This window comes from Stackebrandtia albiflava (assembly GCF_007994225.1).
Lineage (GTDB): Bacteria > Actinomycetota > Actinomycetes > Mycobacteriales > Micromonosporaceae > Stackebrandtia > Stackebrandtia albiflava.
Genome location: NZ_VLLL01000006.1, coordinates 813,190 through 839,184, shown reverse-complemented (window position 1 = coordinate 839,184; position 25,995 = coordinate 813,190). Strand labels below are relative to the sequence as shown.

Annotated in this window: 22 protein-coding genes; 5 read left to right on the top strand and 17 right to left on the bottom strand. The window is 71.5% G+C overall.

What is annotated here, in order from left to right; all coding sequences use genetic code 11:
• Nucleotides 1–268: 268 nt before the first annotated feature.
• Together LX16_RS14770 and LX16_RS14765 are read right to left on the bottom strand one after the other, a co-directional pair.
• On the bottom strand, nucleotides 269–1,774 hold the full coding sequence (locus tag LX16_RS14770; RefSeq protein WP_147139202.1) for a serine/threonine-protein kinase: 1,506 nt from the start codon (nucleotides 1,772–1,774) through the stop codon (nucleotides 269–271).
• Between the two features lie 25 nt (nucleotides 1,775–1,799).
• Nucleotides 1,800–3,215, bottom strand: a complete 1,416-nt coding sequence (locus LX16_RS14765) for an AAA family ATPase (protein ID WP_147139200.1) — start codon at nucleotides 3,213–3,215, stop codon at nucleotides 1,800–1,802.
• A 211-nt stretch (nucleotides 3,216–3,426) separates the two neighbouring features.
• On the opposite strand from LX16_RS14765, the gene LX16_RS14760 reads away from it, so the two are divergent.
• Nucleotides 3,427–4,212, top strand: coding sequence for an AfsR/SARP family transcriptional regulator (locus LX16_RS14760; RefSeq protein WP_158645604.1), 786 nt, complete (start codon nucleotides 3,427–3,429; stop codon nucleotides 4,210–4,212).
• Nucleotides 4,213–4,242: 30 nt separating this feature from the next.
• Here LX16_RS14760 and LX16_RS14755 read toward each other — a convergent pair whose 3' ends face one another.
• Both LX16_RS14755 and LX16_RS14750 read right to left on the bottom strand, forming a co-directional pair.
• The gene (locus LX16_RS14755) at nucleotides 4,243–5,595 is read right to left on the bottom strand and encodes a hypothetical protein (protein ID WP_147139196.1); all 1,353 of its coding nucleotides are present in this window, start codon (nucleotides 5,593–5,595) and stop codon (nucleotides 4,243–4,245) included.
• The gene (locus tag LX16_RS14750) at nucleotides 5,592–6,140 is read right to left on the bottom strand and encodes a YbaB/EbfC family nucleoid-associated protein (RefSeq protein WP_147139194.1); all 549 of its coding nucleotides are present in this window, start codon (nucleotides 6,138–6,140) and stop codon (nucleotides 5,592–5,594) included. Before LX16_RS14750 ends, LX16_RS14755 begins: the two co-directional genes overlap by 4 nt.
• A gap of 238 nt (nucleotides 6,141–6,378) precedes the next feature.
• On the opposite strand from LX16_RS14750, the gene LX16_RS14745 reads away from it, so the two are divergent.
• From LX16_RS14745 to LX16_RS14735, 3 genes are all read left to right on the top strand, one after another.
• Nucleotides 6,379–6,813, top strand: a complete 435-nt coding sequence (locus LX16_RS14745; RefSeq protein WP_147139192.1) for a hypothetical protein — start codon at nucleotides 6,379–6,381, stop codon at nucleotides 6,811–6,813.
• On the top strand, nucleotides 6,776–8,233 hold the full coding sequence (locus LX16_RS14740) for a hypothetical protein (RefSeq protein ID WP_147139190.1): 1,458 nt from the start codon (nucleotides 6,776–6,778) through the stop codon (nucleotides 8,231–8,233). Before LX16_RS14745 ends, LX16_RS14740 begins: the two co-directional genes overlap by 38 nt.
• A gap of 416 nt (nucleotides 8,234–8,649) precedes the next feature.
• The gene (locus tag LX16_RS14735; RefSeq protein WP_147139188.1) at nucleotides 8,650–9,063 is read left to right on the top strand and encodes a hypothetical protein; all 414 of its coding nucleotides are present in this window, start codon (nucleotides 8,650–8,652) and stop codon (nucleotides 9,061–9,063) included.
• A 166-nt stretch (nucleotides 9,064–9,229) separates the two neighbouring features.
• Here the strand turns inward: LX16_RS14735 and LX16_RS14730 are convergent, their stop codons facing one another.
• The 3 genes from LX16_RS14730 to LX16_RS14720 form a co-directional block, all read right to left on the bottom strand.
• On the bottom strand, nucleotides 9,230–9,799 hold the full coding sequence (locus LX16_RS14730; RefSeq protein ID WP_147139185.1) for a TetR/AcrR family transcriptional regulator: 570 nt from the start codon (nucleotides 9,797–9,799) through the stop codon (nucleotides 9,230–9,232).
• Between the two features lie 12 nt (nucleotides 9,800–9,811).
• A complete protein-coding gene (locus tag LX16_RS14725) occupies nucleotides 9,812–11,377 on the bottom strand; it encodes an MFS transporter (RefSeq protein ID WP_147139183.1) in 1,566 nt (521 codons plus the stop codon).
• Between the two features lie 447 nt (nucleotides 11,378–11,824).
• Complete coding sequence (locus LX16_RS14720) at nucleotides 11,825–12,796, bottom strand: hypothetical protein (RefSeq protein WP_147139182.1); 972 nt, start codon at nucleotides 12,794–12,796, stop codon at nucleotides 11,825–11,827.
• A 484-nt stretch (nucleotides 12,797–13,280) separates the two neighbouring features.
• Here LX16_RS14720 and LX16_RS14715 point away from each other — a divergent pair, with 484 nt between their 5' ends.
• Nucleotides 13,281–13,883, top strand: coding sequence for a dihydrofolate reductase family protein (locus tag LX16_RS14715; protein WP_147139180.1), 603 nt, complete (start codon nucleotides 13,281–13,283; stop codon nucleotides 13,881–13,883).
• A gap of 361 nt (nucleotides 13,884–14,244) precedes the next feature.
• On the opposite strand, the gene LX16_RS14710 is transcribed toward LX16_RS14715, so the two are convergent.
• From LX16_RS14710 to LX16_RS14665, 10 genes are all read right to left on the bottom strand, one after another.
• Nucleotides 14,245–14,445: a hypothetical protein gene (locus tag LX16_RS14710; RefSeq protein ID WP_147139178.1), complete on the bottom strand. Its 201-nt coding sequence runs from the start codon at nucleotides 14,443–14,445 to the stop codon at nucleotides 14,245–14,247.
• Between the two features lie 160 nt (nucleotides 14,446–14,605).
• On the bottom strand, nucleotides 14,606–16,693 hold the full coding sequence (locus tag LX16_RS27155) for an Hsp70 family protein (RefSeq protein WP_211354519.1): 2,088 nt from the start codon (nucleotides 16,691–16,693) through the stop codon (nucleotides 14,606–14,608).
• A 72-nt stretch (nucleotides 16,694–16,765) separates the two neighbouring features.
• Nucleotides 16,766–17,623: an ATP-grasp domain-containing protein gene (locus LX16_RS14700; RefSeq protein ID WP_147139177.1), complete on the bottom strand. Its 858-nt coding sequence runs from the start codon at nucleotides 17,621–17,623 to the stop codon at nucleotides 16,766–16,768.
• A 59-nt stretch (nucleotides 17,624–17,682) separates the two neighbouring features.
• Nucleotides 17,683–18,210: a hypothetical protein gene (locus LX16_RS14695; RefSeq protein WP_147139175.1), complete on the bottom strand. Its 528-nt coding sequence runs from the start codon at nucleotides 18,208–18,210 to the stop codon at nucleotides 17,683–17,685.
• Nucleotides 18,211–18,242: 32 nt separating this feature from the next.
• On the bottom strand, nucleotides 18,243–18,578 hold the full coding sequence (locus LX16_RS14690) for a hypothetical protein (protein ID WP_147139173.1): 336 nt from the start codon (nucleotides 18,576–18,578) through the stop codon (nucleotides 18,243–18,245).
• Between the two features lie 7 nt (nucleotides 18,579–18,585).
• Entirely contained in the window at nucleotides 18,586–20,364 is a 1,779-nt protein-coding gene (locus LX16_RS14685; protein WP_147139172.1) for a M91 family zinc metallopeptidase, read from the bottom strand.
• A gap of 10 nt (nucleotides 20,365–20,374) precedes the next feature.
• A complete protein-coding gene (locus LX16_RS14680) occupies nucleotides 20,375–20,686 on the bottom strand; it encodes a type VII secretion target (RefSeq protein ID WP_147139170.1) in 312 nt (103 codons plus the stop codon).
• Entirely contained in the window at nucleotides 20,683–22,395 is a 1,713-nt protein-coding gene (locus LX16_RS14675) for a hypothetical protein (RefSeq protein WP_147139168.1), read from the bottom strand. The genes LX16_RS14680 and LX16_RS14675 overlap by 4 nt, the downstream gene beginning before the upstream one ends.
• Nucleotides 22,392–22,781, bottom strand: coding sequence for a PLP-dependent aminotransferase family protein (locus tag LX16_RS14670; protein ID WP_147139167.1), 390 nt, complete (start codon nucleotides 22,779–22,781; stop codon nucleotides 22,392–22,394). The genes LX16_RS14675 and LX16_RS14670 overlap by 4 nt, the downstream gene beginning before the upstream one ends.
• A 137-nt stretch (nucleotides 22,782–22,918) precedes the next feature.
• Nucleotides 22,919–25,894 (bottom strand): ATP-binding protein, encoded by a 2,976-nt coding sequence (locus tag LX16_RS14665; RefSeq protein WP_147139164.1) that lies wholly within the window; start codon nucleotides 25,892–25,894, stop codon nucleotides 22,919–22,921.
• Nucleotides 25,895–25,995: the final 101 nt, after the last annotated feature.

Here is a 25,995-nt window from a genome sequence, read left to right as displayed (position 1 = left end):
CGGTCGTCGCTGGAGGTCTTCTTGCGGACGGCTACTCGTGGCGGGACTCGCCGAATCGGTGCCGGTCTGGGGAGGACACCGTCCCGCCTTGCCCATCGATGCGCGGCTCAGGGCCGAGATCGTCGGTCGCCAGCCGTTCGGGGTGTTTCTGCGCATCGCAGACCATTCCGACAACATGGGGCTTGCCGAGGTCGTCTGATACCGCCGAGAGTCTCTCACCGAGACTCGCGCTCACACCTCTCGCCGCCGATAGGCGGTACCGCGCCGGTCACGGTGTCCGGGTGGCGACCTCGTGTGGTTCCCAGCTCTGGTATTCGCCGTCCGTGACGCATTCCTTGGTCTTGACCTCGCCGTACACGGCGCCGTCGTCGCCGGCCATGTTGCGGCTGTGCAGGCACAGCCCGGTCTTGTCGTTCTTCAGTTTGAGGTCGGGATCCCGGTATTCGCGCCAGAACTGGTTTTCGTGGGTCTTGTCGCAGGGCAACGTGACGGCCGGTTCCATGTCGACCTTGTCGGCGAGGCAGAGCCCGGTCTCCACGTTGCGGTACTGACCGAGGTCCGTGCGCTCCCACAGGAAGGCGTCGCCGCTGTCGGGGTCGCACTGGCGGGTCAGCACGGCCCCGTACTCGCCGTCGTCGTGCCCGCCGAGGGCGTCGCCGTACAGGCACAGTCCGGTGGCGACGTTGTGCAGTTGCACCTCGCCGGAATCCGTCGGCGCGGCGGTGTCGTCGGGCGACGGGGAGGGGCCGGCTCCCGTGATGAACGACGCCGCGTCCGTCGGCCACGGCCGCCACGCCGTGATCCCGGCCGCCATCAGCGACAGGACGCAGGCGGCGGCTACGGCGGTGATCATCGTGCGGCGCCGTCGTGGTGGCCGCGGCAGCACGGTGGTGATGGCTGCCGGATCGACGGGTGACGACGGCGCGTCACGGTGTCGCCGCCACCATCCCGGCGACGGCGGTGCCACGCCCATCCGCTCGGTGAACCGGTCGAACATGTCGGCGGCGGAGGGGCGGCGGGCCGGGTCGGTGGCTACGCACTCGGTGACGATCGCGGCCCACGGGCGGGGCAGCCCGGAGAGGTCGTAGGTTCCGCCGGCGCCGCGGGCGGCCAGTTCGCCGTGGGTGCCCTCACCCAGCAGGCTCCGGCCGGTGGCGGCGCAATGCAGGACGGCGCCCATCGCGAACACGTCGCCGGCCGGTCCGGCCGGGTGGCCCCGCCACACTTCGGGCGGGAGGTAGGCCGGCACTCCCACGACGACGCCGACGCTGGTGTACCTGGTCGATTCGTCGAGCAGTGTGATGCCGAGGTCGATGACGATCGCGCCGTCGTCGGTGAGCATGACGTTGTCGGGTTTGAGGTCGCGGTGCAGGATGCCGTGCTCGTGGAGGGTCGTCAGCGCCTCCGACAGGCACAGTGCGAGGGTGCCCAGCGCCTGTTCCGTGAGGGGGCCCTGCTGCCCGACGTACCGTGACAGGGTGTCGCCCTTGAGGTACTCCATGGCGATCCACGGCGGGTCGCCGGTGGTGTCGGCGTCCAGAATCCGCACCAGGTACGGGTTGTCTATCCTGGACAGTGCCTCGGCTTCGCGGTGGAAGCGCCGGCGGTCGGCCGAGGGTGTCGCCGGGATCGGGGAACGCAGCGTCTTGACGGCGACCTGCCGGCGATCGGGCGCCAGACCGAGGTAGACGGTGCCCATGCCGCCGCTTCCCAGCCGGCCGAATATCCGGTAGTCGCCGATCCGTTCGGGATCGACCGCGTCGAGTTGCTCCACGGTGGTCTCCTGGTCGCGAAAGGGGTCAACGCCGGTGGCGGCGGGTCTCGGTGTTGTACAACCGGTGCAACGCGGTCTGCTGTTCGCTGTGCGGGACGGTGTCGTCGAGGGTGCGGCGGGCGAAGGCCGCCGTGATGTCGTGCATACGGAACCGGTCCACGCCGGGCTCCGGTCGCGACAGGAGGTGCCGGTCGTGCAACCGGGCCAGCCGGTGTCGCGCCTCGGACGGTGACACGTCGGCCAGGACCGCCGTGTCGGCGGCGGTGAACCCGTGGCCGGCCAACAGGCCCAGCAGGCAGAACACTCGACGATCACGCACCGGCAGCGATTCGAGCACGGTGGACAACAGTCGTCGTGACGGGTCGTCGGCCGGTTGCTTCTCGATGAGTTTGCCGAGGTCGCCGAGGGTCCATTCCCGTTTGGCGGGGTCCCGCAGCAGGCCGATGAGCATCTTGAGGTGGTACGGGTGACCGAAGCACAGCCGTTCGGCCAGGTGCCGGGCGGTGGCCGGATCGGAATCGACACGGTCGCCGGCGGCGTGGCGCAACAGCCGCAGTGCGTCGGCGCCCGGCAGCGGCCGCAACGTCACCGCGACGACCGACGGGTCGACACAGCGGCTGCGGGTGGTCACGATGACCGTGCATCCGGGGACACCGGGCAACAGCGGGCGTACCGAGTCGATCGATTCGGCGTTGTCGATCACCAACACGGACGGCGCCCGGGCCATGCGCCTGCGGTATCTGTCGACGCGTTCGGCGAGCGGCACGCTCCGATCGTCGGCCTGCTCGGCGGGCATTCCCGCCAATGTCGACAGCCGAGCCAGTACCGAGTCGACGCCGGGGGCCGGTCTCTCCGGATCGAAACCGTGGAGGTCGACGTGGAAGCGCCGGACACCGGGATGTGAGCGGCGCAGCAGTCCGTGCGCGGTGTGAATCGCCAGGGCGCTCTTCCCGATACCGGGCGGGCCGTCGATCACCGCGACCGGTGGCCGCCCGTCCCGGTGGCAGGCGACCAGTCCGGTGGCGATGTGCTGGAGTTCCTCGGTGCGGCCGGTGAAGTGGGGATCGGCGGCCGGGATGGCGGCCGACGCGTCGACGGGTGTGCCGGGACGGTCGGCGATCTCGATGGCCGCGACGATCTGGCGCAGTCGGTGCAGCACGATGTCGTCGGCGCCCAGCACCCGCGCGACGTCTTCGACGAGGCGCCCGTCCACCCGGCTGCGGGTTCCCTTGGCGGACAACAGGTCGTACACGGTGGTCATTCCGACGGCCGGCGCGTTTCCGGCTCGTGCCTTGTTGACCATGCCCGCAAGGCGCCGGTAGGAGATCGCCGGGAGTCTCGACTCGTGAAGTCGGCGTAGCCAGGCGAGCAGGCCGGCGATGTCGTGGATGTGTGCCGGGTCGGGGACGGCGCCGACTGGGCGTGGCGGTGCCTCGGCCATCGATCCCTCCCGGCTGTGCGGACCCGACTGTCCCGACGGACCCCCGTGGCGCACCGAGTGGGCAGCGGTGCCCGGGCGTCCGGAATCGTGCCGAGTGTATCCGGCCGCCGCAAGCCGACGGCGGGTGTTCGGGGTGTTCGGAAAGCGCCGCCCGCGCCCGTCCCGGAGGGACACTCGGGCGGTTGACGGCCCACCGACGAGGAGCAATGTGATGCGAGCAGACCGTACGACGACTCACCTCGCCTCGGACGACGTCGATGTGAGCTTCCGGCTACTCGGTCCGGTGACGGCGCGGGTCGCGGGCGAACCGGTGACCGGGCTGCGTCGGCAGGAGCGCCTGTTGTTGGGGGTGTTGCTGCTGGAGGCGGGGAGATGGGTGGAGGTGGAACGGCTCGTCGATCTGTTGTGGGGTGACCGCTCGCCCGGTCGGCCGCGTGCCACCCTGCAGGTGTACGTGTCGAGGCTGCGCGCGTGCCTGCCGCCGGGAGCGCTGCCGCACCGGTATGACACGTACCGGCTGGATGTCGCGCCCGACCGGGTCGACGCGCACCGGTTCGCCGACGCGGTGCACCGTGCGCATCGTATGGAGGATCCCGGGAGACGGTCGGTCGTACTGCGTGAGGCGTTGCGCCAATGGCGGGGTCCGGTACTCGCGGATGCCGCCGACCCGGGTCTACGCGCCCGGTTGGGTGCGGAACTGGAGCAGTTGAGGCTGACCGGTTGGGAGTTGCTGGCGGAGGCGGAGCTGGCGCTGGGCCGGCACGAACTGTTGGCTTCCAAGCTCGCCGATCTCACTCGCGTCCACCCGACCCGCGAGCGGCTGGTGGCCGCCGGAATGACCGCGCTTCACCGGTGTGGCCGCACCGCCGAGGCCGTCGACGCGTTCCACCGGTGCCGGACCGTCCTCGACGAGCGGTACGGGCTCGACATCTCGCCGCGGTTGCGTCGCCACTACGTGTCGATACTCCGTGACGAGCCCTGTGCGTATGCGACGTGACCGGCGGGGCGGCCCGCCGGTCACGGGTCGTCACCGCGCCACCGGTGGGACGAGCAGCTGGGCGAGGCCGTCGGCTCCGGTGTCGGGCCGCGTGTCGCCGCCCGGCAGGTCCGGGACGATGTCGGGCGGGCCTGTGTAGTCGCCGAGGCAGCTGGGGCCGTCCGGGATCACGGGAAGTACCTCGTCGCCGCGTGGATCGTAGATCTCGTCCGGTGCCACGATGCCGCGCGCGTCGTCGGCGGACTCCTCGATCCGTGTCCGGGTGAAGCCGTCCGCGTCACCGAAATCGAGCGCCGCCCGCTCCAGCACGTCGGCGGCGTCGTGCAGGTTGTCGGCCGTGTTCCCGGTCGCCTGCTGGAGTTCCAGGCACAGCGCGTCCCAGACGCCGGCGGCCGGTCCCATCGCCGGACCACCACCGTGCGCGGCCGCCACACTCCGGTTGGCGGCGGCGAACTCACTGGCCAGGGTCGGCAACATGTCGGTCGCGTAGAAGTAGAGCTTGCCGAGGTCGGCCAGTATGCCGCCGGGTTCGGGCCGCAGGTCGCCTCGGCCGTCCGACATCAGTTGCCGGCTGGGGCACAGTTTCTCACCCAGTCCGGCGACGGTGGCGGCGTCCTTCTCGAGGATGCCGGAGATCTCGTCGTCCAGGTCGGACAGTTCACGGCGGCGGGCGGTCAGCGTGGAGACGAGGTTCGCCACGACGTCGCCGATGGTGTCGCCACCGAGGTCGGGGCCGGTCTCCGGCGCCGTCGTGCCGATCACCCCCTGGATTCCGTCGATGAGGGCGAAGAGCACCGAGACACCCCGACTGGCCGGAACGGCGGCACCGAGGACTCCCAGCACGGTACCGGCCAGGGCCCGGCGCAGGGAGTCGCCGCCGGTGCCACTGCCGTGTGTCTCGATGTGGTGGAGCGCCTTGATGGCCTTGTCGGCGGCGTCGTCGACGTCGTGCGCGGCGGAGCGGAGGTAGCCCTCGATGTTGCGGGCCGCGTTGGCCAGTTCCCCGGCCAACATGTGTTGCCGCACCGACACTCGGCCCATCTTCCCGGCGTATGCGCAGAACGCGTGCACCGTGGACGACGAGAACTGGGTCAACAGGGTGGTAGTCATCACCTCGGTGCCGGTGGACGCGCCCTTCAACGTGTCCGACGCCGATTCCAGCGCGGCCGCCTTGGCGAGCAGTCCGGAGGGGTCGCGCGGCTCGAGCCACGCGAACGCCGCCGGTAGCGCGGCGATCAGCAGGAAGTCGGTGTCGTCGTATGCCGGGGGACCGGGGTGGACGTCCTGCCGCCCCCGCACCTGGTCGCGTGCCTTCTCTGCCTTGAGCGCGGCCATGGCCGCCTTCTGCACTTCGGCGGCCTTCCCCATCGGATCCCAGCTCATGTCGTCTCCTTTCGGTGGTGCCGGAACGCCGCCCGCGTCGCGGCGGCGTATTCACGGTTGGCACGTCGTAGCGCCTGAGCGATCGCCGCCTCCAGTTCCGGCACCTGTGACGGCCGGGTGACGGGGCGCGCGATGGTCAAGCGGATGTCGCCGTCGCCTCGCCACCTCACCGAGACCTCCCCGGAGTCACTGCCGGCGGTCACGTCGATGCCGGCGACCGCGGCGCGCAGCCGCGCGGTCTCGCTTGTGGCGGGCGGGGGTGGGCCGGCGTCCGTCTCGTGTCGGCTCCAGACCCGTTCCTCGGCGGTGGACCTTCCGCGCAACAGACCGGTGAAGACCCGGACCACCGTGTCGGCGAGCAGCGCCGGCGCCATCCGGACCACCTGTTCGGGATGCAGCCGGACGGCGAGTCTCGGTCCCGTCAGTGACACGGTGACCGTCCCCTCCTTCGACGTGGCCGACACGTTCAACCTCGCCAACCGTTCCAACAGGTCGAGGTCCGCCGGGCTCGCGCCGGCGGGTGATGCGGTGACGTGGCGATCCACTCAGGACTCCTCGGTGTGGCTGTCCCCCGGGCGCGTGCACCGGTGGAATCCCGAGTGTCCGGGGCCTCTCTTACCACCGGCTTACCACTCGCGGAAGGGAGGCGACGCCTGCTTACCAAACGCCTACCATCAGCCGCGTCTCATCCTTTCGGACGATGTCGGCGGAAGGCGGGCATCCTAACGTTCGAACCGGATTCGGCGCGCAGACCGGCGCCTCGGCGACCAGAAGGGACCTGAGATGACAGACGTGGTCCGGTTCGACCGCGACGCGCTGCGTGACTTCACCGACCGGATGGAGCTCATCGCGGGCGATCTCGAGGAGGTGTACGCGCACGCCAGCCGGGTGTGCTCCGGCGACGACGCCGGCCACCCCGGTAAGCGGCGCCACGGGGTGCGGGTCGCCCTTGGAACCCTCGGCGAAGATCACGGGGCCGCCGACACCGGTGAACTCCTGGCCCTGCGGGTATCGGAGAGTCTGACGCTCGCGAGTGGACTCGCGGCGAGTGTGCGGGAGCTCGGCACGCTGGTGGACGAGGTCAGGCACTCGCTGGACGCCGCCGACACCGTCACCGCGACCGAACTCGGCCGAATCGTCGAGGACCTGACCGGCGTCTCAGTGGAGGGAGTGGAATCCGGTGGCCGACTCGACGGGTTACGGGCATCTGACCCTTGACGACATCGCCCGGCTCACCGCCGCCGACGCGGCCGACTCGGGCGAGTTGCACGCCCAGGCCCGGGCGATCCGCGCCGTGGCGGCCCGGGTCGACGCGGCGGTCACGGCGGTCCGGGCCGCGCGGACGGCCCTCACCGAACGGACGGACCCGGAGGGGCGCCGGCAGATCGAGAGGCTGTTCGCGGGCCTGAGTGCGGCCGCGACGGTGGACCGGCTGGACGAGTTGTCGCGACGCGGCGGCACCGGGCATCACCAGGTCGTACCGCAACCGGAGGTCCTCACCGAACTGGCCGGGCGGGCCGACGTGGTGAACGCCGAGATCCAGCGGCTGGTCACCGAACGGGACGAGACGAGGCTCGCCCTGTCGACGAATCCGTCGGACCCCGAACTGGTCTCCAGGTTCGGATCCGGTGCCGGTACCGCCGACGCCGTCGACCTGCACTACGACCGGCTCGCACGCGAACGGTTCAGCGGAGCCGCGACCGACTATCGCGCCACTGTGGACACATTGCCGCCGGTGGAGCCGGCGGGTTCGGATGGGGCGGCACGGCACCGGTGGAAACCCGACAGCGACAAGCGGCTGCTTCAGGAACGGACCTGGCGGAGTTCGAAGTCGGTGGACATCGGCCCGACCCTGCAGGGCGGCACGTGGACGAGCGACGTGGTCATCGTCGACAACGCCACCGGGAGCGGCCCGAAGTCCGAACCGGGCGGTAACACCGTTGTGGACGACGGCAGGCCCGGCAACACCGGACCCGCCGACGCGACCCGGACGGTGCGTCTCACACCCCGGGTCACGCCGCGGCCGCCCGTCACACCCTCGATGACCACCTTCGTCCCGGATCGTTCGGTGACGTCGCCGGTCATCGGCGCACGCGGCACCGGTCAGGCCCCCGTGATCGCTCCGCGCCCCGGATTCGCCGCCTCCGGGGTGTTGCCACCCACCATCGGCAACCGTGCGATCCCACCCGGGTTCGCCTCCGTGCCGTCATCAACCGGGACGCCCCCGGCATCACCGCGCGGAAGCGGCCTCCGCTACCGGATCCGGCCGACCGTCGTGGCGAGCGGTCGGGTCATCACCGCGCGGCCGCCCTCGGCGGCCCCCGCGCCACCGCCGGCTCCCCGGTTCGATCGGGCACCTCGAATCCGGCACGGGGGTGATGATCGACCCAACCGTGCGGTGATCGGAAACGGCCGGCTCCCTCGCCGCCCGGTACCACCGGCCACCGTGCGGTGTGACGATCCCGTCGAGGCGACGGACCCGGGGCGTGAATGGCTTCCCGACATCGTCACGACGCCCACGGTGATCAGGGGCCGGAACTCGGAACGCCCCGAACCACCGATTCCGTATCACGGCGATGACACGGGACCGGTCATCACCGCCTACTCCCTCGGAGACGAATCCCGCCGACTGAGGTAGGGCTTCGGCGCGACGCGGACGCCGCAGTCCTTGGTCCCCGCCCGGTGCCGCTTGGTCCTCTCCCAGTGAGCCAATCGCGACCGTTTCGCGTTGTTTGCGCCTGTTCATGCCTGTCTGGCGGGGACCAAGCGCGACCTGGCGGGGACCAGGCGCGACCTGGCGGGGACCAAGCAGGTCGGGTTGGGCCAGGTCGCCGCCACGCCGAGCCGCGGTCGTCTGATACCGCCGAGAGTCGCAACCAGGTCACCGAGGCGGTCGCTCTGGCGTCGATCGGTACTCCCCGAGCCTTGAACCCCAGACCGTTCCGGTGGTGGCGGCATCGCCGTGGCCCCTTCGCCGGGGGGAAGGCACGGTGTCAGAGGTGGTGTCAGTGCCGGGTCAGGGCGGTGAAAGGCGGCGCGGCGATCGTTGTGGACATGACGAACAACGACACCATCACCGCCCGGTTCTCCGACACCGAGAAGAACACCATCCGCGTCGCCGCCTACGGCGCCGTCACCCTGCTGGCCGCCGCGGCGGCGGCGAGCGGCTCGCCCCACAAGACCGCCACCCGGGGTGCCATCGCCCTGGGGGCGGCCACCGGCCCCATCGGTCACGTCCTCGCGCGGTACCCCAAGGGCCGGGACCTCACCGGTAAGTCCGTCGCCGCCATCGCCGACCGGGTGCTGGCCGCCCTCGGCGAGGCGGGCCGGCTGCTGCGCGCCACCGATCCCGCCCTGGCTGCGGACTTCCGGCACATCGTCGACACCGCCCTCCGCACCGCCGACCCCGCGCCGACGCCGGCCACCACCGACATGACCGCCAGAATCCACCAGGCGATCGGCGACTGAACCGCCGGCCGCACCGCGCACGGACCGACCGTGTGCGGTGCGGCCACCGGTGACACGGCACGGAACGCGCGCCACGGCGGGAAACGGCAGGCCGCCGATCACACCCGCCCGGTGCAGCGCGGGTTCGACGTCGACGGGTGATTCCACAGCCGCCGCGGCGGGCGGCTCAGGGTGCGTCCCCGAAGAGGGTCTTGCCGAGCAGGGCCCGGATGTGGTCGGGATCGGCTTCGTGGTCGTCGAGCAGGATCGCCGTGCACAGGCCGTCGGTCAGTGCGACCAACGCCTCGATCGCGTCCTCGTCGTCGCTTCGGGTGCGTGCGAGTTCTGCGACGTTGTCGCGCCAGCGTCGCGCTATGGGACGTAGCGCGGGTCGGCGCGCCGCGAGAGTGGACAGTTCCCGCTCGGCCAGAGCACGTTCACGGCCGGGGCCGGCGGATTCCGCGATGAGGTGGGCCAGGCCGTCGAGCGGGTCTTCGTCGGTGTCCATCAGTCGGCGGATGCGGTGGGTGTAGGTGTCGGTGACGCTGGTGAGTGCGGCGACCAGCAGATCGTCCAGGGTGGCGAAGTAGTAGAGGGTGAGGCTGGTGGTGATACCGGCCTCTTTGGCGACGGTTCGGTGGGTGACACCGGTGGCGCCGTCGCGGCGGACGATCGCGAGCGTCGCCTCGATGATCTGGGCACGACGGCGTTCGCCGCGGAGCCTACGTCCGTCGACCGTCTCTTGTTCCGCCGCCATCGTGTCACCAGTTCATCGCCGCCCGAGTGAGTCGAGGCTATCGGCCGGCCGTGGGTCTTCGTCGCCGAGGGGAGGGACGTGCCGCAGTGTCGTGAAGCAGAGCAGTGACGCCGCAGCCGTCACGACGCCCGCGGTGATCGCGGCGATGTTGAGACCGTCGGTGAACGCGGCACGTGCCGATTCGACGGCCCACTCGGGGAGTTGTTCGGCGACGGACGTCGCGCCGGAGAGGCTGTCGTCGTAACCTTCGGCCACGGAGGTGGGCAGTCCGGTCGGCGGGGTGATCGTGTGGCGATAGATCGCCGTGGTGAGGCTGCCGAGGAGCGCCACTCCCGCCGCGATGCCCAGTTCCTGCACGGTCTCCGACAGTGCGGCGGCTGATCCGGACTTCTCGGCCGGTGCCGCGCCAACGACGATGTCGGTGCCGAGCGCGGCGATCACCCCGAGCCCGAGATAGGCGAACGCGAATCCGCCGACCACGCTGAACGTGCTGTCGGTGCCCGCGAAGGCGAGCAGGACGTATCCGGAGACGGACACGGCCAGGGTCACCGACATGATCACGCCTGGTGAGATGCGGCCGGCCAGCAGCGGGGCACCGATGGCCCCGATGAGCATGGCGAGTGCGGGCGGCCCCATCCACAGTCCGGCGGTGCCGGGCGAGAGTTCGGCGACGAGCTGAAGATACTGGGTGACCAGGTACATCATCCCGCCGAAGCCGACGAGGCCGATCAGCAGGACCGTCAACGCCGCGGAGAACGCACGGCTGGTGAAGAGGCCCATGTCCAACAGCGGCTGCGGCAGGCGGAGTTGCCGACGGACGAAGGCGATCGCCGAACCGGCACCGACGACGGCCGCGACCAGCGATCGGGCGTCGACGCCTTCGGCGGCGGCGTGCTTGACCGCGTATATGACGGTCAGCATCGCCACGAGGGACAGAACGACGCTCCACAGGTCGAGTCGGCCCGCGCGGGTCCGCGATTCGGGCAGTAGTGCCGGCGCCCCCGCGAGCACGAGGAAGGCGATCGGTATGGCGATGAGGAAGACCGCACCCCACCAGAACTCGGCCACCAGTGCCCCGCCCACTACCGGGCCCGCCGCCATACCCAGGGCGAACATCGTGGCCCAGATTCCGATCGCGAGTGCCCGTTGTCGAGCGTCGGCGAACATGGTGCTGATCAATGACAGCGTGGAGGGCATCATGGTGGCTCCGGCTACGCCGAGCAGTGCCCGCGCCACGATCAGGGCCGGGGCGCCGGGGGCGAACGCCGCGAACATCGAGGCCACGCCGAAGGCGGCCACTCCGATCATCAGCAGGCGTCGGCGGCCGATCCGATCGCCCAGCGTTCCCATGGTGATGAGGAATCCCGCGATGAGGAATCCGTAGACGTCCATGATCCACAGCGTCTCCGTCGCGGTCGGCGTCAGATCCGCGGTGAGGCTCGGAACGACCAGATAGAGCGCGGTGAGGTCGAGTCCGAGCAGCATGGTCGGCAAGGCCAACAATGCCAGACCGGCCCATTCCCGCCAACCGGCGCGTGTGAATCGTTCCGTGACCACGGGGTCTCCTCGGCTCGTCATTAGTTGTACTCTCGTACTACTTGTACGATAGTACAACTAATTGGGCCCCGGCGGGCCGGTGCCCCCGGCCACATTCCCGGGCCACAGCCGGCCCTCCGGCGCCGACACCCGGCGGACGCGGAGGCCACACCCGCATTCACATCCGTCCGCCCACGACCGTCACGACACCCGCCCCATCGGCGTTCGTCTTCTGTGAAGGTGGCGCCATGAGGCGGGCGCACGCGCGAAGGCCGACGCCGACGGCGAGGTGGTCACGGTGCACGGCGCATGGCGATGCCCGACCACCGGGCTGTGGACGAGATCCGGATCCACCCGGCACCGGTGATCCTCGATGAGAGCACCCGGCCGGCGGCTTCGACGGGCCGCGCTGATCCCTTGTGGCCCCTAAGCCGAGGCGGCCCCGGTCGGCGGCTTCGACGGGCCGCGCCGGCCGCCGGCCTCTCCCGGTCAGGTGAGCCTGTTGTTGTCGCCGAACCGGGACAGCCCCACCGCGACGACGCCCAGGATGAGACCGACCACGACGGCGAGCGCCGTGACGATGACGTCGGAGTCGGCCGCGTTGATGGGCGCGTTCCCGGCCAGCGCGGTCAGACTCGCCGCGACGCCGGTGAAGAGCATGCCCGCCATGAGCAGCGGCAGCGACACCACCGGCACGCACACCAGTAGGACCATCGCCTGTCCGATGCGGCCGGGTCCGTGGACCGCCACGAGGTACCCGGCGACCAGCAGCAGTGCGATGGTCGCCACGGTCACGAAGGGCCTGGCCTGGCCGTCCGGCGACGCCAGCCGCGCGGCGGCCACCAGCAACACACCGGTGACGGCGATTCCCGCCACCACCGGTACCTTCACCGGGGTCGAGCTAGCCGCGACGGCGCAGCCCAGCGCCACGGCGAGGGACAACAGGCCACCGATCGCACCCGCCCAGTGCAGCGCGGGTTCGACGTCGGTAGGTGATTCGATGGCCGCCGCGGCGGGCATCAGCACCGCCGCCACACAGAACGCCGCCAGCAGCCCGGACTGTTGTGGTCTGGCCGCCGGAACAGAGGCGCTCCAGAAGGCGCCCGCCGCGACCACCGCGAGCGCGACCACGGTGGTGATCGCGGTGGCGGCCATCCCGGCGACGTCGGCGCGGTCGAGGAGGATGTCGGCGGCGATCCAGGCGATTCCGGCGGGAAGCGCGACGGTGAGTGTGCGCCGGTGGTTCCCCCGGTGCGCCCACACGAACGCCAGGACGACGAGCACGATCATCGCCCACCGGGTCTCACGGACCCAGTAGACGTTGTTGCCGACGCTCATGTCGGGGGCGGGTGGGTTCGGCGGCTCGCTCGCCGGCTGCAGCACGGTGATGGCGAAGCCCCACCAGATCGCGGCCACGGCCGCGACGGTGAGAGGTCCGAAGCGGTGAATACCGGCGGTCATGCGTCGAGGCTACGGCATTCGGCCCGATCGGTTGTCCCACAATCGTTGTCCCGACCGAACGATCCGGACGAGGCGTCGTCCGCCCACCGCCGTGGACACGACGGCCGCGGCGCGGACCGGCCGATCCCGCCCGGACGGTGGTACCGGCGACCTGCGGTCGACCACGTGGCGGCGAGCCGGAACCGTCGCCGCCGATGTGAATCTCTCATGGAGAGACGCTGCCGGCCGGCCGGGGCTCGTCGGGTCTCGGGTAACCGGTCGAGTGGGCGTCGTGATCGCGCGTCGGCACGCGTGGACGCGCGGTTCCCGGGGCGGGTCCGGAGTCGTCGGTGTCGGGGGAGACGGCACCGGATCCACTCACGAGGTTCTTCGGCACCGATGTCGATCCGCGCTTTCGCCGTACGACGTCATGGTAGGAACGCGTGGGGCGCGGCCGCCGAGGCCACACCCCGCGCATGGGATACAGGGGTTCGAGGAGGACTCGATGAGCAAGGTGATCTCGGGCATCTCGATGTCGTTGGACGGGTTCGTGACCGGGCCGAACGTGACGCGTGAGACGCAACTGGGAGACGGCGGCGAGGTTCTGCACCGGTGGCTGGAGCACCCCGACCCGGAGGACGCGGCGCTGCTGGCGGGCATGGGCGGAGGCGCCGGCGCGGTGCTGATGGGCCGCCGCTCCTATGACCTGGCCGAGGGTGACGGCGGGTGGGGTGACGGCGGACCGGTCGGACCGGTGCCGTGTTTCGTGGTGACCCACACCGCTCCGGATCCGGCGACGGTCCGGGCGCCGTCGGTGTTCACCTTCGTGACGGGCGGTCTCCACGAGGCGGTGGCCCGGGCGAAGGCCGTCGCCGGCGGCAAGGTGGTCGCGGTGCACGGCGCGAGTGTGGCACGGCAGTGCCTCGCCGCCGGACTGTTGGACGAGATCCAGATTCACCTCGCACCGGTGATACTCGGCGACGGCACTCGGCTTCTGGAACACCTCGGCGGGCCGATACCGCTGGAACGTACTCAAGTCGTCGCGACGCGGAACGCCACCCACCTGCGGTTCACCGTGCTCGGCCCGCGCGGTGACGCGCGTCCGTAACGACGTTCCGCCGTATACGGGGCGCCGCCGGTTCGGGCGAGGTGTGACGTCCCGGTGGCGGCGGGGACGGGCTCGGTCGTGGCGTCGCCGGTGCCGGCACCGGTGTGATGACGTCGGTTCCGGCACCGCCGGCACACGTCGAAGGGCGCTACACCGGGCACGATCCGATCGCCGTGCACGTGGCGGTGCACCGACCGTTTACGAAGGCGCACCGGTACCAGTGGTTCCCCTCGCGTTCGTAGTAGGTGCCGCTGCGGTTCGCCGCCGTTGATCGACTCCGGAGCAGTGCCCCCGGAACCCGTGCGCCGATCATCGTGGTCACTCGCCTGTCGCCCGATCCCTCGGGTCGGGTTCGGGGCGGTTACACCATGCAGTTGGGGCCGAGGTAGGTACAACTGCTGACGCTGTGAAGACAGGCGCCGTTCACGACGGGGCAGCGGTAGAACGCCCGGTTGTTGTAGCACCAGTAACAGGTCGCGGCCACGGTCGCGGTCGCGGATGCGGTGGTTTCGGGCAGCAGGCGATCGAGCAGCCATTCGCCCACTCTGTTCATTCGACGCATCGCGGAAGCCTTTCAGTTCGGGCATGTTCACGGGGATCCGTTGTGCGACAGCGTAACCAAGAAATCGATATCCCTCAATGCCGTGGAGTGCCCCGGATTCACGTCGTGGTGGTGGTCGCACCACGAAGCGCCCGCGCCGCCGCGCCCCGGTCCACAGTGACTACTCGTGGTCGGGGGCGTGATCGAACCACTCACGGGCGCGACGCATGTGCAGCATCGGAATGACGAACGCCAGCGGTGCGGCGCACACGGACGCCGACCACAGTGCGGGGTCCTCTCCACCCATTCCGACCTCGAAGACCATGATCAGAATGGCGAAGATGTACACCGGCATGACGTACTCCGCGGCGAGGGCGAGCCTGCGGTTGACCGGCTGACGGTGCCGGAGCTGTAGCACCCCGGCGACGGTGGTACCGACGACGAACACGTAGATCGGCCAACCGTATGCGAGACTGCCGTTCCCCCGGCTCGCCGTCTCACCCGCGTCCAACCCGCCGAACTCGATGAGTCCCACGTACGCGGCGAACGCGACCGGGATCACCTGCGACCACATCACGACCTGGATGACGATGAGCCAGCCCGGTCGCGGCGCGTCGGAACGGCACCGGTCCCGTACCTCCGGCCGGTGCAGGAGCGGAATCACCACCATCGCGGGCAGCGAGGCCACGGCTATCAGGACGGTACCCAGCGGGTAGGCGCCGTCCGGTACCTCCATGATCGCCAGCGACACCGCGAGATAACACATCGCCGCCACGCCGTACTCGGCGGTGAGCCCGAGCCGGCGCCGTGGTGACGACGAACGCCCGAGCTGCCAGGCCGCGATACCGGTGGCGACACCCGCGGTGACGAAGAACGGGAACCCGGGCATGAAGAAGTCGTCGGACCTGTCGCCCTCCGCGACGTCCTGCAGGACGTAGACCAAACTGAAGAGACCGATCAACGCCCACGCCGCGGTCTGGAACACCATGATCGCCAGCGCGATCGTCATGGTACGGGGACGGTCGTTCGTGGAAGACCTCGGCGGTGACACGGATGGCGGTACCCGGACAGGCGGTGAAGCGGACGGTGACACCCGCGGTGCCGCGGCGGGCGACACCGGCGGGGAACCCGGCATGCCCGTCGCCGCGGGCACCGGCGCGGCCACCGGAGGCGCGGCGACCCGTTGCCGTGGCGGCGACAACCTGGCGTCGCCGGGACTCGGGAGGGTCGCGCCCTGCGCGACCACGATCTCGGGTTGGTCGATGACGGTGGGGGCGATACCGGTCGCCTGGTGCAGGAGCGTCGCCACCAGCGGCATCCGGCTCGCGCCACCGACGAGGAACACGCCCGCGGTGTGCGCGGCGGGGAGCCCGGCGACCCGGATGACGGCCTCGGTCAACCTGACGGCCTTGTCGAGCAGTGGACGGGTCACCGACTCCAGCTCGTCCCGAGTCAGGTGGATCTGCCGGTCCACCATCGGCACCATGACGTCCACACTGGTGTGTCGCGACAGGCGCTCCTTCGCGAGCCGGACGTCGTCGCTGAACAATCGATGATGCCTGCGGTCCTCCGGCGACCGGGGATCGGCGAGCCGGCCCCACTCGGGGCTGTCGGCGAAGTGCGCGCCGACGTGGTGGAACAACGCGTGGTCGAGGTCGACGCCGCCGAGGTCCGGGGAACCGTCCACCGCCACGACCTGTAGTCCCGTAGCGGTGCGCGCCACCACCGACACGTCGAAGGTGCCACCCCCGAAGTCGTACACGACCACACCGGACCCGACCGGGACGTTCCTGCCCCCCTGCACGAAGTACGTCGCGGCGGCCACCGGTTCGGGGAGCAGCCGGGACGAGACGAACCCGGCCTCGGTGGCGGCGTCCTCCAGGACGAGTCGCCGCGCCGGCCCCCACACCGCGGGGTGGGTGAGGGTGGTGGGGGGCAGCGAACCGGCGACCCGGACGCATTCGTCCCTGACCCGCGACAGGACGGCCGAGAACATCCGCTGGACCGGGAGCTCCACGTCGCCCAGCATCACGCTTCCGTCGTCCACCCGGCGTTTCGGGTGCGGTTCGAACCTTGCGGGCTCGATCCGGGCCGAGTGCAGGGCGTCGCGCCCGGTGAACAGTTCGCCGTCGGCCTGCGCGTACACCGACGACGGCAGCAGCGGCGAACCGTCGAACAACAGCGGCGTGGCGCTTCCGTCGTCCCGGCTGAGCACCGCGACGGTGTGCGAGGTTCCGAAATCGACACCCAGATGGACGGGGGAAGGCATCTGGTCAATCTACTGACCGGCCACGGCCCGCGCGACGGGCGTCACCGCTCGGGCGTGCCCCCGCGCGGTGTCTCAGGCGGCCAGGAGCGCGGTGAGCAAGGGTGTCGGGTCCCGGTCGCGGGGATGGTCGCTGACCTGGCCGTCACCGAGTTCGACCAGCCTGGTGCGGCCGTCGGCGTGCCGCACGACGTCGGTGGTGACGAACCGGCAATCCAGTCGCGGCACGAGTTCCCGTAGTGCGTCGAGTGCCGGGGGCTCCGGATCGCCGTCCGCGTCCGGGTGCGGTCCCGTCGCGACCGGGACGCCGTCTACCCACCAGACCCGCGATTCGGCTCCCCGGAACGGTTCCCACGCGCGCAGGACGATCCCGCCGGCCAGGTCGGTCCCCTGCCGCTCGGCGAAACGGGTCACCACGGCGTGCACGTCACCGGCGGCGGCGAGGTCGGCGATGTGGAAGGCGTCGGGCTCGTGTTTGCGGGACTTCACGTGGTCCTTGACGACCGCCGCCCCGGGCGGGAGCGTCGCGGCCACCGCCATGACGTCCGCCGTGGACGGTCGTGCGCCGGGTTCCATTGCGAACCAGGCACTCTCGGGCGTGACCGACGCGAGTACCTCGTACCAGCCGGGGAGTTCGTGCGCGGTCCGGTACATCGCGGGTGTGGTCGCCAGGCGGGTGCCGCGTTCCCGCAACGCCGCGTCCAGGGCGGCGTACCGTTCCGCGGACACCATCCAGCCCCGGTACCAGACCGGCCCGGTGTCCTTCGGAACCCTTGCGACGGCGGCGGTCGCGTCGCCCCGGGTGAGGGCGTCGTGGTCGACGAGCGCCACGGTCCCACCCAGTTCCCGCGCCCGGCGGGCCTCGGCCGCGAAGTGCGAGTCCACCGCGCGGGGCCGCAGCGGGTCGGCACAGTACAGGACGACGTTCGGCATGACGGCGATCGTATGGAACCCCCGCATCCCCGGCGGGGTGACGGTGGCCGCCGGCCCGGTCACGGCACGCCGGTCACCGACCGCAGGGCCGCGACGGCCTCCCGGTCCGCCGCGTCGGCGCGCGCCACGACCTCGGCGATCCGGCCGGTCCACGCGGCGGCGGCCGTCTCGGTCTCCCGTCGCCACGCCGCGAACCGTTCCGGTGGCAGCAGTCCGGCGAGCGCGTCGGTGTCGCGGGGACGGACCGTGCCGGAGTCGTCCACGGTGAGGTCGTCGGCTGCGCCGATCTCCGCCAGTACCGCGTCCAGTTCCCGGACCGCATCCCGTAGCCGCCGCCGCAGGAGGTCGGCGGTGTCGGCCATCGCGTCGGCCTCGGCGCGCCGGGTCGTGAGCACGGCGAGGTGACGGCCAAGCGCGGTGGTGGCGGCGTCGTGACCGGGTCCGTGCCAGTCTCCCGAGGCCATCGCCTCGGCGACGGCGGCGGCCCGGTCCTCGGCGTGCCGGAGCCGCGCGGCGGTGCCCCGCCAGTGCGCGACGACCGGTTCCAGTGTCGCCGGGTCGGTGTCCCGGAGTCCTACGTAGTCCATCGTGTCGTCGTCTCAGCGACGGGACGGCGGGTTCAAGGACGGCCCCTCAACAGTGAGTCGATGACGGCGGCGGTCTCGGCGTCCACGGTGGCGGGTTCGTCGGCGGCGGTGTCCAGCAGTCCGGCGAACTCGTTCCAGGTCTCGGCGCAGCGTTCGGTCGCCAGGTGCCAGCCCGCCTCCACCTCGGGGAGCGCCGCCGAAAACAGCCAACCCGGCGGCAACGGTTCGCCGGTCCTGGGCCGGTCGGCGTCCCGCACCTGCTCGGCGACGCGGTCGGCCTCGTCGGCAAGCCGCCGTACGTGCTCCCGCGAAACCTGGCTCGAAGTCACCGGCACTCCCTCGACGTCGGTGCGATGCGGTTCGGTCATGACGCGCTCACCGGGGCGGCCTGTCCCGGCCGTAGTGCTCGCGCGGCCCCAGTCCCATCTCCTGCCGGAGGGCGTTCTCGGTGAGCGCGAACCGATGCCGCGGGTCGATCTCGTACGTGGTGGTGGAGTCGGAGTCGTGGTCGATGGGCAGCCCGACAGCCTGCCGTTCGTGATTCGGCACGGGGACCCACTTCCCGGATTTCTCGTCGAACTTGAGATCGGGGTCCTCGGGGTCGACGTGCGGATCGCGGTCCATCTCGCCGCTCAGGTAGCCGTAGCCGTGTGCCATCTCGTGGTAGAGCACCGCGACCGGCGGCTTGCGGTCCTGCTGGCCGCCCTGGTACTCCGGATTGATCTCGATGTGGGGACCGGGGGCGTCGCCCGCCTGGCCGTTGTACCAGCGTGCGGTGCCGTTGTCCCGGTCGAACTCGCCGATGCGCATCTCATGACCGGGAGTGAGGCCCTTCAGCTCGTTCAACATGGTGGAACCGGTCGTGGACCCGGCGAGCATGTCCAGGTCGGCTTCGATCCGGTCCTCGAACTCCTCGGACGTACCGTCCGCGAACGTGACGAACGAGTGGTCGGCGAACGTGACGTGCTTGCGGGTCTCGGCGGAGACGGTGTCCTGGCCCTTCTGGTAGTGCGCGGTGTCGTGGCCGTGGCCGCCGTCGACCCGGTCACGGCCGTGTCCGGTGTAGAGCACGTCGTCGCCGTCGCCGCCCCGGACGTGGTCGTCGCCGCGTCCTCCGGAGACGACGTCCTTCCCGTCGCCGCCGTCGAGTGAGTCGTCGCCCGCCGCGCCCTCCAGGTAGTCCCGGCCGTCCCCGCCGTCGATCCGGTCGTTACCGTCGAGGCCGTAGACCACGTCGTCGCCCTTGCCTCCGGAGAGGACGTCGTGGCCGTCCTGGCCGTCGATGTAGTCGCGGCCGTCACCGCCGTAGACGTGGTCGCGTCCCTTGCCGCCGTACAACTCGTCGTCGCCCGCGCCGCCGTACACGACATCCTCACCGCTGCCACCGTGGATCTCGTCGTCTCCGTCGTTGCCCAGTACGGTCACCGGCACGACGCCGTCGGCGATGGTGATCCGGTCTGCGCCGCCTCCACCGTTGAGCAAGATGGAGGAGCCCTGGGGAACGGCGATCAGCTCGCCCTGCACCTCGACGACGGTGTCGCCGTGTTCGTTGCGCCTGAGGGCCACCGGACCATTGACGTTGACGACGACGCCACCGTCTGGCAGGCCGATGAGGCCGACCTCGCCGGTGCCCTTCGGACCTTGGAAGGTGCCGATGCTGGCGGAGAGGGTCGCCCAGTCGACGCCCTTCCCAATTATCATCCCGCTCAACGCGGTCTCGACGCCCTCCCGGACCTTCCTGGCCTCCTCGATCTTGTCCTTCACGAGCGCCGTACCAGCGGCATCGGCGGGTTGGAAGCCACCCCCGACCATCGGCGCGATCGCCGTGATCTCCTGCTTCAACGCCGTGAGGGCGCGTTGTCCGTCGCGCAGTACGGCGGCGGCCTCGGTCAACGCGGCGGCGACGGTGTCGCAGTTGCCGGGGAACTCGGCGAGACCGGCGCAGACCCTGCCGACGAAGCCCTCGTGTGAATCGCGGGCCGCACCGGTCCACGGGTCGTCATAGGCGTTGTTCGCGGCACTTCGAAGCGAGGCGGCGGCGGTCGCCGCCTTCGGGCCGGCCGCCCGCCACGCGTCCGCCGCCGACTCGATCGCGGCGGGGTCGGCGTCGAGGTCGAACACGTCGGCGGCGACGGTGATCGTGGGTTGTGGCATCACTTCTCCCCTACTGTGTCGCCGAGATGTCGGCACCGTTGTCGACGTCAGTGGTCTGGTACACGAACGCGGTGGTCAGGACGGCACCGGCGGAGTCGGCCACGCGGTCGGCGACGTCGCTCACGGCCCGCACGGCGTCCCCTTGCGCGTCACGGTGTCCGTCGGCGAGTTTCGCCGCCGCCGTGAGGTTCCCGAAGGCCGATGCGGGCAGCGAGATGCCGCGCACCGAGTCGCCCCCCTTGCGTACCCCGGCCGACACCGACAGCGTCGCCTGTGCCAGTGCGGCGAGGCTTTCCGGGTTGGCCCGCAGTTCGTCGGTCATGTCGTGGCTCCGGTTCCGTCCGTGGTGTGTGCCGCGGCGAGGCGGCGGTTGACGTCGGCGAGATGTTCGCGGTGGCGGCGGAGTACCGACGCGGCGGCGTCGTTGACCTCGGACGCCAGTTGGTCGTCGGTGAGGCGGCCACGGGCGCGCGGGTCGATGTCGACGGTGACGTCGTCGCGGCCATGCCACCGGATCCGGACGTATCCCAGGCGGGACCGGGCCTCGACCTCCACCGAGTCCAGCGGGTCGGCCCGGCCGGGCGCGGCCTCGACCGGTTCGCCGACGATGCGGGCGGTGGCGACGTCACGGCCCCGCAGCGCGGCCACCATCGCGGCCCGCACCGCTCGGGCGAGCGCGCCCATGTCGGTGCCGACCCTGCCGAGGTCGAAGGTGAGGTCGCCGGTGCCGCCGAGCCGGGCGGCCACGCGCCGGTCCCGGGTGACGGTGCGGACCTGGACCCGGCGGATCCGGTCGAGCAGCCCACCGGCCGGTGCGGCCGGGGCAGGTCGCCGGGCGGCGGTGGGTAGTTCGCGCCCGGATCCGCCGGTCAACGCGACCGGGCCGGGGTGGTGCAGGGCGGGGCCGGTGGTGTTCCGGCCGCCGATGACCGCCGCGACGGTGGTGGTGCCGACCGCCCACATGTCGTCGGTGCGGGGTTCCGGCGAGGACGGCGCTGCGGTGCGGGGTTCCGGTGCGGCGCGGGTGGCGCCGATGACGGGCCGGTTCAGGCCGTCACCGGTGCGGGGAACAGGTGTGCGGCTGAACGGGGTCGTGGTCAGGCCGCCGCCGCGTGACCGGCCGAGTACGGATTCGGTGTACCCGCGCGGCCCTCTGGTGGTGGGTCGCCAGTCCGGTCGCCGTTCCGGCGCCGGTGTGGGGCGTCGCCCGATGACGGGTGGCGGAATCGCGCGCACCGCGCGGATCGCGGCGGGCTTGGACGACGGCGCGGTGGAGCGCCTGCCGACGACCGGCGGGACAGTCCTGGCCGGGGCCGGTGCGCCGAGGGGAGGACGCGGGCCGGTCAGTCCGGGTGTGGGCCGGGGCGGGCTGGGTGTCATCGGGCGCGGCGAGGTCGTCGCCGGCTGGTTGGCGGTGGGTGCGCCGGTGGTTGGCGACGGCGGGAGCACCGGTCCCGGGGCGGTGCCGCCGCCGGGCGGCGTGGGTGTCGCCGCCGCCGGGGCCGGCGCCGGGGCGGCCGGGGCGGCGGTCGACTGCAGTGCGGGGCCGGTGTCCTGCGGTTCGAGTAGTTCGACCCGTTCCAGGTAGAAGTCGGAGGCGTCCTGCATCCGTTGCCGGGCGAGTTCGTTCTCCATCTCGTCGACCAGTGCCGCCTCCGTCGGTGACAGCGCCGCGTGCTCCTGGCGGTGCCGTTCCCGGTCGGCTTCGTAGCGTTTCAGGTCGGTGTAGACGGCTTCGGCCTCGTCCGCGATGGCGTCGACGGCGTACGAGTGGTTCTTCACCGTCTGGCGGTGTTCGGCCAGCGCGGCGGAGAGGTCGGTGAGCGTGGTGGTGAAGGACTCCGCGAACCGGCCGCTCAACCGGGTGGTGGCCTGGTCGGCCAGGCCGGCCAGTAGTGTGATCGCCTCGTCGAGCTCGATTGCGTACCTGCGCGCGGCCATCGCCTGGGTGCGCATCGGTTTCAGGTTGGCGTGGTCGGGTGCGGCGATGGCGATGAGTTGTTCGGCGGTCAGCCCTTCGAACTGGTTCACTTCGGCACCCCCGGGATCCGCAGTTCCTCGGCCAGAGTGGACATGCGCTCGGCGAGGTCCTCCGCTTCGAAGTCGGCCTTGACCTCCAGGACCGCGGCCGCCAGTGCCTGCAGCGTCTCCGAGGCGGCGGTCATCGCGGCCTCGCCCCGGCTGATGTGCTCGGCGAGGCGTTGCCCGGCGAGCCGCCCCGAATGCGGGTATTCGGCGGTGCCGAGGAGCTGCTCGGCCGGCTCGGTGGACGGTCCGGTGTCGGTCCGCCAGGTCTGCCCGAGGTACCTGCCGCCGTGGACGGACCGTGCCTCGTGCAGCTTGTCGGCGATGGCCAGGCAGCCCTGTGCGATCTCGGCGAGCCCGCCCTTGTCGACGATCAGCGGCTTCTCGCTCATGTCGTCACCTCTCGTGCGCGGTTCGGTGAGTCCGACTCTAGGAGTCGGAGCGGGTCCGGCGGCGACACCGGAACGTACTTATCGGGCATTCCGGGTGCCGGCGTGTCGTGTGCAAGCGGTTGGCAAGCGAGCGGCAATCACCGATGCCGCAACGCCTCGCGGGCACGGGCGACGAGCGTCTCGGGCGACGTCTCCCCGGCGGCGCGCGGTTCGGGCCGAAGACCGGTGAGGGCGTCGACGAGTGCGGGCGGGACCGGAAGGCCGCGCGTGGACCGGAACCGTTCCCATTCGCCGGCCAGGGTGGTGTCCCCGGTGACCGCGGCGACGGCCGGGACGGCGGTGACGGCCACCCGGGTGAATCCGTCGGCGTGGTCGAGCACGTACCGCAGTTGCGCGAGCGCGCCCGCGGTGTCCCCGGTGCGGCGCAACGCCTCCGCGTACAACACCCGCAGGGTGAGGGTGCGGGACGTCGCCTGCGACCAGCGGCCCTCCAGGTAGGCGATGCCGCGCCGGGCGGTGCGGGCGGCGGCGGCCGCACCGCCCCGGGCCAGGTGGGTGCGGGTGACCGCGCAGTAGACCGGTTCGGCGTCGCCGACCGAGCCGGGTTGACCGAGTCGGCGCAGTAGCGCGGCGCTGTGGCGGGCGGCGGCGTCGGTGTCACCGGCCGCGACCGCGAGTTCGGTGCGCAACGCCAGGTATGTGTTGGAGGGCCGGTGACCGGCGGCAGCGGCCAGGGTGTCGTGGCGGTCGGCGAGTGCGGTCGCCAGGTCGTGGCGGCCCCACGCGATGGCGGTCGCCATTCCGCAGCACGCCGCCACGAACGGGGCGCCGTCGGAGACGTCGTCGCCGATGACGCGGATCGCGGCCTGGGCGCGTTCCATGGCGTCGGTGTCGAGCCTGGAGTTGGCGCAGGTGGCGAGTATCAGGAGGGCCTGCCGGTGCTCCCTCGGCCGGTGCGCGGCGAGTTCATCCACGGTGGACTCCAGGATGTGTTGCGCGGCGGTGTAGTCGTGGCGCAGCGCCGCCTGGAGGCCGGCCCGGTACCGCAGCAGGCAGTGCAGTTCCCGGTCCGGGACCTCACCGGCCAGTTGCGCCTCCAGCAGGGCCGGGCCACGTCCGGGCAGGTCGTAGCCGCACATCCAGTATTCGTAGCCGCGGGCGAGGATCTCGGCGCCCGCGTGCGGATGTCCGGTGCCGTCGCCCGCCTGCACGGCCTGTGTCAGGTGCGGCGCGTCGTGCCGGTACCGGGCGGCGTAGGCGATCCGGTCGGCGTAGCGGGGGATGGCGTCGAGGCGGCGCGCGAACCGCAACCAGTGCGCGACGAGCCGGTGTGTCGCCGCCCGTGCCGCGTCGTCGTCGAGCATGCGGCGGGCGTGTTGCCGGATCGGCTCCAGCGCGAGGAATCTCGTACGGCCGCCGTCGCGGACCGGGCGCAGCAGCGAGTGGTCGGTGAGCTGCGCCAGGAGCGCCGCGGCGTGGTGTACGGGTTCGCCGGCGACGGCGGCGGCGAGGTCGGTGGTGAACGGCGCTGACAGGATCGACACGGTCGCCAGCAACCGCCGCGCGGCCTCGGGCACCCGGTCGACGCACCAGTCCAGTGTGGTCGCCATCGACCGGTGGCGGGGGTCGATCGCCGGGTGCGGCAGGTCGAGTGCGGCACCGTACGACGACAGGTTCTCCAGCAGTTCGTGCGCCGAGTAGATGTGCATGCGGCTGGCGAGGATCTCGATGGCCAGCGGCATCCCGTCCACCATGCGGCACAGCCGCGCGATCGCCTCGCGTTCCGTCCGGTCGGGCCGGAACCGGTGGTCGAAGCGGCGGGCGACCCGGTGGAACAACTCGACCGCCGAACCGGTCTCGCCCAGGAGGTCCCCGGGGTCGGGTGTCCGCAACGGCGCGACCCGCCACACCTGTTCCCCCGGAACGCCCAGCGGTGAACGGGAGGTCGCGAGGATCCCCAGGGCCGGTGCGGCGTACCGCAACCGGCCGACCAGGTCCGCGACCGCCTCGCCGTTGCGGTCGCAGTCGTCGAGCAGCAGGAGCCGGTCGGTGTCCGCGAGCGCGGCGGTCACCCGCTCCCGCAACGGTTCCCCGGCGACACCGCAGGCGGCGGCGAGTGCCGCCGTGACGTCTTCGGCGCCGTCGGCCGCCTGCAGGGCGACCCCGACGATTCCCCGGCGACCGCGTTGCCGTTCGGCGAGGCGCCCGGCAAGGGTGGACTTGCCGATCCCGCCGGGTCCGACGAGGGTGACCATCCGGTGCCGGGTCAGCAGCGTGTCGAGTTCGTCCAGGTCGGCGTCGCGACCGACGCAGTCGGGTGAGGGGATGCGGTCGCCCCACCACTCGTGCGGTCGTGACCGCTCCGTGGCGGCCGGCACGCCGGCGGGTCGTTGCCGCAGGATGCGGCGTTGCGCGGTGTGGAAGTAGTCGGAGGCCGGATCGGTGCCGAACCGCTCCGACAACCGGTTCCTGAACCGTTCCAGGTGGTCCAGCGCCTCCGGGCGCCGACCGGTGGCGGCCAGCAGCAACGCCCAGGACGCCTGCACGTACTCGCTGTCGGGGTGTTGCGCCGACGCCTTGCCGACGGCGTCGAGCAGCGTGTCGGCGCGATCCAGTCGCAGGGCCAGCCGGGTGGCCTCGGTGACGGCCGTGGCGCGCCGCAGCGACCACTCACGGGTGGTGGAGTGTTCCCGCACCGCGTCGCGGGCGCCCTCGGCGGGTACGCCCCGGAAGAGTTCCAGGGCCGCCGTCCAGGCGGTGAGCCGTCGGGCGTCGGTTCCGGTGGCCGCGGCGGCGGCGTGGTCGTCGAACCGGCGGGTGTCGGTGTGCCCGTGGGTGGCGATCCGGTACTCGTTGACGGTGTTGACAACGGTGGCGGCACCGGCGGTGACCTCTCGCAGCCATCCGCGCAGCCGGGAGACCGCCGGATGGAGTGCCGAACGGCGGTACTCGCCCCAGACCATGGTGGACAGTTCGACGGCGGAGACGGGGCCGCCGCGGTGCAGCAGCAGCGCCGCGAGCAGGTCGGCCTGGGTGGGACGGGGCAGGTGGGCGCGGCCGCCGACGGTGACGCGCACCGGCCCCAACACCAGTAGACCCACCCCGGTCGTCACGAGGAGATCATATATGTCACAGCGGATCACGGGTCATGAGTGTGGAGGGTCGGGGCGGCGGGCACCCGGCCCGGCGCCGGCCGGAATCCACTGGCGGACGG